The sequence below is a fragment of the Serpentinimonas barnesii genome (genome assembly GCF_000696225.1).
GTDB classification, from domain to species: Bacteria; Pseudomonadota; Gammaproteobacteria; order Burkholderiales; family Burkholderiaceae_C; genus Serpentinimonas; species Serpentinimonas barnesii.
Genome location: NZ_BAWN01000006.1, coordinates 149,086 through 159,099 on the forward strand (window position 1 = coordinate 149,086; position 10,014 = coordinate 159,099).

9 protein-coding genes, 2 tRNA genes and 1 pseudogene are annotated in these 10,014 nt (G+C 65.7%); 10 read left to right on the forward strand and 2 right to left on the reverse strand.

Going from position 1 to position 10,014, the window contains the following annotated elements; genetic code table 11:
• The first annotated feature begins 18 nt into the window (after positions 1-18).
• From SRAH_RS02565 to SRAH_RS02610, 10 genes and pseudogenes are all read left to right on the forward strand, one after another.
• On the forward strand, positions 19-957 hold the full coding sequence (locus tag SRAH_RS02565) for a DMT family transporter (protein WP_029461790.1): 939 nt from the start codon (positions 19-21) through the stop codon (positions 955-957).
• A gap of 259 nt (positions 958-1,216) precedes the next feature.
• The gene (locus SRAH_RS02570; RefSeq protein ID WP_029461791.1) at positions 1,217-1,483 is read left to right on the forward strand and encodes a type II toxin-antitoxin system Phd/YefM family antitoxin; all 267 of its coding nucleotides are present in this window, start codon (positions 1,217-1,219) and stop codon (positions 1,481-1,483) included.
• Complete coding sequence (locus SRAH_RS02575) at positions 1,480-1,905, forward strand: type II toxin-antitoxin system VapC family toxin (RefSeq protein ID WP_029461792.1); 426 nt, start codon at positions 1,480-1,482, stop codon at positions 1,903-1,905. The genes SRAH_RS02570 and SRAH_RS02575 overlap by 4 nt, the downstream gene beginning before the upstream one ends.
• A 73-nt stretch (positions 1,906-1,978) precedes the next feature.
• Positions 1,979-3,064, forward strand: coding sequence for a tartrate dehydrogenase (locus tag SRAH_RS02580; protein ID WP_029461793.1), 1,086 nt, complete (start codon positions 1,979-1,981; stop codon positions 3,062-3,064).
• A gap of 2 nt (positions 3,065-3,066) precedes the next feature.
• Positions 3,067-4,926 carry a chorismate-binding protein gene (locus SRAH_RS02585; protein WP_029461794.1) on the forward strand — a complete coding sequence of 620 codons (1,860 nt, stop codon included), beginning with the start codon at positions 3,067-3,069 and terminating at the stop codon, positions 4,924-4,926.
• A 98-nt stretch (positions 4,927-5,024) separates the two neighbouring features.
• A tRNA-Val gene (locus SRAH_RS02590) sits at positions 5,025-5,100 on the forward strand.
• Positions 5,101-5,160: 60 nt separating this feature from the next.
• The gene (locus SRAH_RS02595; RefSeq protein WP_029461795.1) at positions 5,161-7,104 is read left to right on the forward strand and encodes a SurA N-terminal domain-containing protein; all 1,944 of its coding nucleotides are present in this window, start codon (positions 5,161-5,163) and stop codon (positions 7,102-7,104) included.
• A gap of 53 nt (positions 7,105-7,157) precedes the next feature.
• Positions 7,158-7,233: transfer RNA gene (locus SRAH_RS02600), tRNA-His, on the forward strand.
• Between the two features lie 136 nt (positions 7,234-7,369).
• Positions 7,370-7,953 (forward strand): annotated as a pseudogene (locus SRAH_RS02605) (SIR2 family NAD-dependent protein deacylase).
• Positions 7,950-8,567 carry a 3'-5' exonuclease gene (locus SRAH_RS02610; RefSeq protein ID WP_029461796.1) on the forward strand — a complete coding sequence of 206 codons (618 nt, stop codon included), beginning with the start codon at positions 7,950-7,952 and terminating at the stop codon, positions 8,565-8,567. The pseudogene SRAH_RS02605 and the gene SRAH_RS02610 overlap by 4 nt, the downstream one beginning before the upstream one ends.
• A gap of 643 nt (positions 8,568-9,210) precedes the next feature.
• Here SRAH_RS02610 and SRAH_RS11905 read toward each other — a convergent pair.
• Together SRAH_RS11905 and SRAH_RS02615 are read right to left on the reverse strand one after the other, a co-directional pair.
• Positions 9,211-9,510 carry a BrnA antitoxin family protein gene (locus SRAH_RS11905; protein ID WP_076606966.1) on the reverse strand — a complete coding sequence of 100 codons (300 nt, stop codon included), beginning with the start codon at positions 9,508-9,510 and terminating at the stop codon, positions 9,211-9,213.
• A complete protein-coding gene (locus SRAH_RS02615) occupies positions 9,464-9,745 on the reverse strand; it encodes a BrnT family toxin (protein ID WP_029461797.1) in 282 nt (93 codons plus the stop codon). The genes SRAH_RS11905 and SRAH_RS02615 overlap by 47 nt, the downstream gene beginning before the upstream one ends.
• Positions 9,746-10,014: the final 269 nt, after the last annotated feature.

Genomic DNA, 10,014 nt, shown 5'->3' on the forward strand with positions numbered 1-10,014 from the left:
CCCCCCCCGGCTTCCCGCATGCCCACCCACGCCCATCACGACGCTTGGCTGCGCGCCATGCCGTGGGTGTTTGTGCTGATCTGGAGCACCGGCTTCATTGTGGCGCGCTACGGCATGCCACACGCCCCGCCATTCACCTTTCTGGCCTGGCGCTATGCCTTGTCGATTGCGCTGTTCCTGCTCTGGGTCTGGTGGGCGCGGGTGGCGTGGCCGCACAGCCGCACGCAGTGGGGGCACTTGGCGGTGCTGGGCTTGCTGATGCACGCCGGTTACCTGGGCGGCGTGTGGGCGGCGGTGAAGGCCGGCATGGGCGCGGGCCTGGTGGCGCTGTTGGTGGGGTTGCAACCGCTGTTGACCGCGATCTGGCTCTCGGCCGTGGCCTCGTCGCACGGCCTTGCGGTGACGCGGCGCCAGTGGCTGGGGTTGTTGCTGGGCCTGGCCGGATTGGTGCTGGTGCTGTGGCACCAGTTCGTGCCGGCCGAGGTGGAGCAGGCCGTCGGAGCCACCACGGGCCAGATCGGGGCCACCTGGTTCAATGTCTCGCTGGCCGTGCTGGCGCTGTTGAGCATCACCGCCGGCACCCTGTACCAAAAGCGCTACGTGCAGCCCTGCGATGTGCGCAGCGCCAACACGGTGCAGTTGTTGGCGGCGCTGGCCATCACGCTGCCGCTGGCGCTGCTGGAGCCCGGTGGCATGAACTGGAACGCCGAACTGGCCGGTGCGTTGGCGTGGTCGGTGCTGGCGCTCACGCTGGGGGCCAGCTCCTTGCTGTATCTGCTGATCCAGCGCGGCGCGGCCGCCTCGGTGGCCAGCCTGATGTACCTGGTGCCGCCGTGCACCGCCGTGCTGGCTTGGCTGCTGTTCGACGAGCCCATCACCGCCCTCACCGTGGCCGGCGTGGCCCTGACCGCGCTTGGCGTGAGTCTGGTGGTGCGCAGCCCCAGCCCCAAAGCCTGAAGCGTGCCTAGCTGATGCGTGCCTAGAGGCCCCCCAATCGTCTCTAGGGTGGCACCCGCTTGCCCGCCCCGCATGGCAAATGCCTGCAAGGTGAGGGCAGGGCGCGTCTTCGATCGAAAAACCGGTCAGCGTATGCGCCGGCAGGAGCGCCAGAAGCACCGCAAGCCGTTGTCTGCCCCCAATTTCCACTCATTTTTGGGGCCACAATTTAAAACAACGCGCTTAAAATGTGGTCTTATTTTAAATTTGGGCCTCGGTCATGCATATTGCCGTTCGTGAACTCAAAGCCAGTCTCTCGCGGGTTTTGGCGCTGGCTCAGGGTGGGGAGGTGATTGAAGTCCGGTCGCACCACAAACCCATCGCCCGCATTGTGGGCATACCGCCTCAGGCCGATGAGGGCCTGCGCCGCTTGATTGCCACGGGCGCGCTGTCGTGGGCCGGCGGCAAGCCGCAGTTCGCCCCCCCTTTGGAGCTGGTTGCGGGCGGCACATCGGTCAGCCAAATGGTGCTGGAGGATAGGGGGTGATCCTGTTTTGCGACACATCGGCCTTGATCAAACTCTACCTCAAGGAAGCGCACAGTGCCGAGGTGCAGGCGCTGGCGGCAGCCTCCAAGGGGGTGGTCGTGGCGCGCATCGCCTGGGCAGAAATGATGGCGGCGTTGGCGCGGCGCGTGCGCGAACACCCCGTTGATGCCCCGGCCATTGAAACCCTGCGCACCCGCATGCGCCACGATTGGCCGGCCTTTGCCATGGTCGAAATCACCCAAACGCTGGTGGAGCAGGCCGGGGAATTTGCCGACACCTTTGCTCTGCGCGGTTACGACAGTGTGCAACTGGCGGCTGCACACCAGGTTCAGACTGCCACCAGCGGCGCCTTGTGCTTTGCTTGCTTTGATACGCGACTAAAAAAAGCGGCCAAGGTGCTCGGTATGCAGGTGCTGGTGTAGGCCGCTTAGGATACGGCCAGACGGCTGCGCTGTACCATCGGGGGCTGCCAAACACCCAAGCAAGCACCCAACCATGAAAACGCATCGCATCGCCGTCATCGCTGGCGACGGCATCGGCCAAGAAGTCATGCCCGAGGGGCTGCGCGTGCTGGAGGCCGCCGCCAGCCGCTTCGGCATCGGCCTGCAGTTCGACCACTTCGATTTCGCCTGCTGGCCCTATTACGAGCGCCACGGCAAAATGCTGCCCGACGATTGGAAGGCGCAGATCGGCGGCCACGACGCGATCTATTTTGGGGCCGTCGGCTGGCCCGAGAAAATCCCCGACCACATCTCGCTCTGGGGTTCGCTGCTGCGCTTTAGGCGCGAGTTTGACCAATACGTGAACCTGCGCCCGGCGCGCCTGATGCCCGGCATCACCGCGCCGGTGGTGCGCCGCGACGGCTCGCCGCGCCAGCCGGGCGAGATCGATATGTGGATCGTGCGCGAAAACACCGAGGGCGAATACTCCAGCGTGGGCGGGCGCATGTTTGAGGGCAGCGAGCGCGAAATCGTGCTGCAAGAAACCGTGATGAGCCGCCACGGCGTCGATCGGGTGCTCAAGTTTGCCTTCGAGCTGGCGCAAAGCCGCCCCAAGCAACACCTCACCAGCGCCACCAAGAGCAACGGCATCGCCATCACCATGCCCTACTGGGACGAGCGCGTGGCCGCCATGGCGCAGCAATACCCTGGGGTGCGGGTGGACCAGTTCCACATCGACATTCTGTGCGCCCACTTTGTGCAGCGCCCCGACCATTTCGACGTGGTGGTGGCCAGCAACCTGTTTGGCGACATTTTGAGCGACCTTGGGCCGGCCTGCACCGGCACCATCGGCATCGCGCCCAGCGCCAACCTCAACCCCGAGCGGCGCTTCCCCTCGCTGTTCGAGCCGGTGCACGGCTCGGCCCCCGACATCGCCGGGCGCGGCATTGCCAACCCGATCGGCCAGATTTGGTGCGGGGCCATGATGCTCGACTTTTTGGGCCACCGCGCCGCGCACGATGCGGTGCTGCAAGCCATCGAAACCGTGCTGGCCGCAGGCAGCGCCGCCCCGCGCACGCCCGACCTGGGTGGCCAGGCCAGCACGGCCGATCTGGGGCGGGCCATCGCTGCGGCGCTGTAAGCATGGTTTTTGCTCTGCTCGACGACTGCGACGCCAGCGCCGCGCGGCCCAGCAGCCGGCTCTACACCGGGTTTGTGCGCGAACACCGCTGCACCGACCCGGCTGCGCTGCCCGCCCTCTGGGAAGCGGTGCAAGCCGACCAGCGCGCCGGCCTGCACGCGCTGCTGCTGGCCGACTACGAATGGGGCGAAGCGTTGGTGCTCGGGCACCCCTCAGTGGCCGACCCCGGGGCAGCGCTGCGCCTGCTGATGTTCAGCCAGGTGCAGCAGCTGGCGCGCGCCGAGGTGGACGCCTGGCTGCAAACCCTGCCGGGGGTGGGCGCGGGTGCGGGCACGCTCGGGCTCGAGGAAAACCTCAGCGCGGCGGATTTTCATGCGGCGGTCGAGCGCATCCATGCGGCCATACGCGCCGGCGAAACCTACCAAGTGAATTTCAGCTACCGCCTGCAAGGCCACGCCTGGGGCGAGCCGGTGGCGCTGTACGCGGCCTTGCGCGCGCGCCAACCGGTGCCCTTTGGGGCGCTGCTGCAGTTGCCGGAGCAGCGCTGGCTGCTGTCTTGCTCGCCCGAGCTGTTCTTGCGCCATCAAGACGGGCTGCTGAGCGCACGGCCCATGAAAGGCACCGCAGCGCGCAGCCAGCCGGCCGCAAACGGTGGCGGGGGCAGGGGCGACGACGACCTCGACCAAGCCCGCCACCTGCAGGCAGACCGCAAGAGCCGGGCCGAAAACGTGATGATCGTGGACCTGCTGCGCAACGACATTGGGCGCATCGCGCGCACCGGCAGCGTGCAGGTGCCGGCTCTGTTCGAAATCGAATCCTACGCCACCGTGCACCAGATGACCTCCACCGTGCAGGCCCGGTTGCGGCCCGAAGTGGGTTGGCCCGAGCTGTTGCGCGCCACCTTTCCTTGTGGATCGGTCACGGGGGCGCCCAAGCACCGCACCATGCAGCTCATCCGCGCCCTCGAAAACACCCCGCGCGGCCCCTATTGCGGCGCCATCGGGTGGATCGACGCCGCGCCAGCCGGCCAGCGCGTGGGCGATTTCTGCCTCTCGGTCGCCATCCGCACGCTCACGCTCGGGGCACCGCACCAGGGCAAGCGGCCGCTGCGCTTGGGGATCGGCGCCGGCATCGTCTATGACAGCGTGGCCGCCGACGAGCTGGCCGAGTGCCGCCTCAAGGCCCGCTTCCTAACCGACCTCGACCCGGGTTTCGATTTGTTCGAGACCCTGTTGCACCTGCCCGGCCACGGTTTGCAGCACCTTGGGCTGCACTTGGCGCGCCTGGCGGCGAGCGCGCGCACGCTGGGTTTTGCCTTTGACCCCGACGCGGCGCTGGCGCTTTTGCAGCAAAGCGCAGGTGGGCTGCCCAGCGATTGCCCGGCCAGGGTGCGGCTGGCGCTTTCGCACAACGGCCGGCTCAGCCTGGTGCACGCCCCCTTGGCGGCGCTTGCGCCCGGTGTCGTCACGCTGTTGCTGCACCCCGAGCCGCTGCCGCTGCACGACCCGCTGGCTGCGCACAAGACCACGCGGCGCAGCCATTACGACGCCGGCATTCGCGCCGCCGAGCGCGCAGGCGCCTTCGACAGCTTGTTTTTCAACAGCGCCGACGAGCTGGTCGAGGGCGGGCGCAGCAACGTCTTCTTGCGCCTGGGCGGGCGCTGGTTCACCCCGCCCGTATCCTGCGGTGCGCTGCCCGGCATCCAGCGCAGCGTGCTGCTGGCCGACCCGGCCTGGGCCGCCAGCGAGGCGCGCCTGACCCGGTCCGACCTGCAGCGGGCCGAGGCCATCGTGGTTTGCAACGCCCTGCGCGGTGCGCTGCCAGCCCGCTTGCACGGTGCCGCCATCGCCCCAAGCGCCTGAGGCCTCCCCAGACCCATCCCAACCACCGTTACAATTCGCAAGTCAATCTGGCCCAGCGCACCTTGGTGCATTCGGCTAACATCAGGGGTTTCCCGGTGGGGTGCTTAGCTCAGTTGGTAGAGCGGCGCCCTTACAAGGCGTAGGTCGGCGGTTCGAACCCGTCAGCACCCACCACCACCACAGCCCCACGCCGCAGAGCCCGGCGGTCAATCCCACGTTGCAGGCAGCGCCCACATGTTTGATTTTTTCCGCAACAACATCAAGTTCCTGATGGCGGTCCTGATGTTGCTGATCGTTCCGGCCTTTGTGCTGGTGGGCGTCGAAGGCTATGGCAACTTGGGCGACGACCCCAACGCCGTGGCGCGCGTCGGTGGCACCGACATCACGCGCAACCAGTGGGAAGAGCGGCACCGCAACCAGATCGATCAACTGCTGGAGCGAACGCCGGGCCTGCAGCGGGCCCAGCTCGACACCGAAGCCAGCCGCTTTGCCACGCTGGAGCGCATGATCGACGAGCAACTGCTCCTGCTCGCAGCCCAAGAAGGCCGTTTTCTGGTCACCGACCAACAACTCGCCGCCACGCTGGCGCAAGACCCCACCATCGCCCAACTGCGCCGCCCCGATGGCACGCTCGACCTGGAGCGTTACCGCCAACTGCTGGCAGGGCAGGGCCTGACCCCCGAGCAGTTCGAGGAATCGGTGCGGGCCGACCTGATCCGTCGCCAGTTGATCGAGGGCCTGGGCGTGACCGCTTTCGCGCCCCCCAAATTGGCTGAGCAGGCTTTGCAGCCCTTTTTGCAACGCCGGGAAATCCAGTTCACCGTGTTTCGGCCCGATGCGTTCCGCGCCGGGGTCGCCATTTCCGATGCCGACCTGCAGGCCTTCTACGAGCAAAATCCGAACCTGTTCCAGTCGGCCGAACAAGTCGATGTCGAATACTTGGTGCTCGACCTTGAAACGGTGGCGCAGCGCATCACCCTCAGCGATGCCGATTTGCGCGCCCACTACGAGCAAACCCGCGCCCAGCTCGCGGCCAAAGAAGAACGCCGCGCCAGCCACATCCTGCTCACGCTGGAGCCCGGCGCCAGCCCCGAACAGCAAGCCCAGGTGCGTGCGCGGGCCGAAGAACTGCTGACCCAGCTGCGCCAAAACCCGGCCCGTTTTGCCGAACTGGCGCAGGCGCACTCGCAAGACCCTGGCTCCGCCACCCGGGGGGGCGATCTGGGCTTTTTTGCCCGTGGTGCCATGGTGCCCCCGTTTGAGCAGGCGGTGTTTGCGCTGCAACGCGGCGCCATTTCCGATTTGGTCCAGACCGATTTCGGCTTTCACATCATCCAGTTGGTCGAGGTGCGCCAGCCGCCGGCCGAGCCTTTTGAGGCGGTGCGCGAGCGTTTGGCGACTGAGCTGCGCCAGCAACAGGCGCAACTGCGCTTTGCCGAAGCGGCCGAGTCCTTCTCCAACCTCGTCTACGAGCAAGCCGACTCGCTGGCACCCGCCGCGCAGGCACTGGGCCTGACGGTCAGGCGCGCCCAGGCCGTGGTGCGCAGCGGCGGCACCCAGCCCGCCGGCCTTGCGCCCGCCTTGAGCAATGAACGGCTGCTGCAGGCCCTGTTTGCCAGCGATTCGCTCACGCTCAAGCGCAACACCGAAACCATTGAAATCAGGGCCGGGCAACAACTGGTGTCGGCGCGGGTGCTCGCGCACCGGCCGGCGCAACTGCAAGCCCTGGACGCCGTGCGGCCCCAGGCGCGTGAGCAATTGCTGCAGCGCCGCGCGCTCGAGGCGGCGCGCACCGAAGGGCAAGCCCGCCTGGCGGCTTGGCGCCAAAACCCCGATGCAGCCCAAGGCCGTTTGTCGCCCGCAGTGGCCCTCTCGCGCACCGAACCGCAAGGGGCCCCTCCCGATGTGCTGCGCGCCGTCCTGAGTGCAGCCGCGCCCGCCGCCGACGCGCCAACTTGGGTTGGGGTTGACATGGGCCCCGATGGCTACGCCGTGATCCGCATCAACCGCGTGCTCGAGCGCGCCCCCCCCGACGCCACGCGGGCCGGCTTGGAGCGCAACCAGCTCGCCCAGTTGTGGGCGCAAGCCGAAACCCAGGCCTATCTGCGGCTGTTGCGTGCGCGCTTCGAGGTCGAAATCCTGCAGCCGCGCCCGGCTGCAGCCGCCGCCGCGTCCTAAGCCCTCTTTCTGTATTTTTCGCCCGCAAATCCGGCTATAATCTAAGGCTTGCGGTGGCTGTAGCTCAGTTGGTAGAGTCCAGGATTGTGATTCCTGTCGTCGTGGGTTCGAGTCCCATCAGCCACCCCAAATTTTCAATTAATAATCAAGGCCCTGCGGGCCTTGAATTGTTTCTGTGGATGCCCGGCATCTGCACAAACCACTACACCTCCGTCTCGCTGGATATGTGTGACTGGCTGATGAACCGCGGCCCAGCGGTGCAGGAATGCGTCTGAACGCGGCATCGCTGCAACACGCAGCCGAATTGCTGGAACAGTCCGATGGCCTGATCATCGCGGCCGGTGCTGGGATGGGTGTGGATTCCGGTTTGCCCGACTTCCGGGGCAATGAAGGGTTCTTGAAAGCCTATCCCGCACTGGGCCGAGCCGGTTTGAACTTCTATTAAGTCGCTGCTCCACACACCTTCCAACGTGACCCACGACTGGCCTGGGGCTTCTATGGCCACAGGCTGGCCCTCTACCGAAACACCGTTCCCCATGCGGGCTTCGGCATCCTGCTGGCTGGATCGAACAACGGCAAGCCTTGCAGTTGAAACTTCTGCAGGCATGGCTGGCCAAAGTGGAGCGGCCCTTGGTGATTGAAATCGGTGCGGGCACATCGGTGGCCACTGTTCGGCATTTCAGCCACCAGGTCGTGAAATCTTGGGGTGGGCGGCTCATTCGCATCAACCCGACCGAAGCCGAGGTGCCGACGGCGCAAGACGTGGGGCTGGCTGGAGGTGCGCTGGAGAGCCTGAGCGTGATCAAAGTGCTGAAGCTGGATGGATCGCCTGACTACAATTCCCCATGACCCGCATCGCCGTCATCGACTTCGAAACCACCGGCATGTCGCCCCCCTGCGGTGACCGGCCCACCGAAGTAGCCATCGTGCTGACCGAGCAGGGCCGGGTGCTGGAGCACTTCCAGAGCCTGATGAACCCCGGCATTTCCATTCCCAGCTTCATCAGCCAGCTCACCGGCATCAGCAACGCCATGGTGCGATCGGCCCCCAGTACCGATGCCGTGATGGCCCAAGCCGCCCGTTTTGTCGGCAACGCGCCCTTGGTGGCGCACAACGCCTCATTCGACCGCAAGTTCTGGCAGGCCGAGCTGGCCCGCTTGGGGCTGTACAGCGACCACGCCTTTGCCTGCACCATGCTGCTGTCGCGCCGGCTCTACCCCCAAGCGCTCAACCACAAGCTCGGCACCTTGGCCGAACACTTGCGGCTGCCCCGCGAAGGCAAGGCGCACCGGGCCCTGTCCGATGCCCAGGTCACCGCCGCACTGCTCGGGCGCATCCAGCACGACCTGTGCGAACGGCACGGTATACGCCACGCGGACCACGATGTGCTGTGTGGCTTGCAGCGTTGCACGCAAGCGGCGGTGCCAGCCTGGCTGAAAAAGCGTGCCCAAGTGGTGGCATGACGCACAAGCCCGAAGCCCGCCGCCACATGCACCCTGTCTGCCTCGTAGGCCGGGACATGTGCTACCCCGACGCCCGAGCACGTGGAGCGGTGATGGTCGCCCTCTGCAGCCCACCCGGGTTCCTGATGCCAGCCTGTGGCGTGAATGGCAAAGCATCCTCGTCGCGGGCGCCTGGCGCAAGGTGCTGGGCCGCACACGGAACGGGCCGTCGCGGACTACGGTGGGCGGCATGATCAGACTGTACCGGATAGGTGTGCTTGCGAGGCCTAAGCTTCATGAAGACTGCGCAGTGCGCTGGGTGACGGTGGTCAGACCGGGGAGCAGCAGGTCAGCAACCGGGCAGCGTCGCCGGAGCGCGCGGAGGTGGAGCCGCAGAAGCCAGAGCGAGGCCTGGCGTTGAGGTTAACCGGCGGGCTGCAACGCTCGTCCGAGTTGAACCGCCGGTTAGGCGCTGGAGGGAAGGGTGTTCCGGCCTTGGAACGCTGCGGCGTTGCCGGAGATTATGGCTGTGGATGTGCAGGAAAGCAAGCTCGATGCGCCTGTTTCGTTTCACGAAGGACGAGCAGCATGCCAGCAACCAAGCAGCGCCGCCGGAGCGCGGGGGCATGGAGCGCCGAGACCCAGCCAAGACCTAACGTTCGAGTCAAGCCGCGACTCGCTTACGCGTTGTCGCTCTTGGACGGCTAGTTAAATTTCGCTCCACTTCCATGCGAAGCGCTGCGTTGATTCGAGACTGATAGCCAGCCCCTTTCGACTTGAAGAACTCCAAAATGTCCGCATCCAAACGAACAGAAGTAAGCACCTTCGTTGGAGTGGCTTGCGGCCCACGTCCACGCTTCAGTACTGGCGCACCCAACATATCCTCAGTCCATGCTGGATTGTCCGGGTCGTTGACCTTAGCCGAGGTTTTCTTTGGCAACTTGGCGGTAGTAGCTAGCTTCATGTTTTTCTGCCATTCGCAGCGAGATCACGTGAGGCCCTTTGGGGCGCTCGGTGTAAACCATCACAACCACATCTGACTCCAGAAGACCGAAGCAGACCAAGCGCTCTTCGCCGTAGTCTTGCCGTTTGTGCTCGCGGGTCACTGTGAAGTGGTCCCAGATTGCATCGCATCCAACGAAGTCAAGCCCGTGGTTCTTGATGTTCAACTTGCGCTTTGGTTCGTCCCATGTGAGCATGCTTGATTGTATCTACAAAATACTGAAGCGCAAGGTGAAATTTAACGTTCGAGTTAAGCCGCAGGCTGGGCGCTGGAGGGAAGGGTGCTGTGGCCTTGGAACGCTGCGGCGTTGCCGGAGATTATGGCCGGGGCCTTGCAGGAAAGCAAGCGCGGTGAGCCTGTTCCGTTCCACGAAGGCCGAGCAGCAGGGCAGCAAACGGGCACTGCCGGAGCGCGAGGAAGTGGAGCCGCAGAAGCCAGAGCGAGGCCTAACGTTGAGGTTAACCG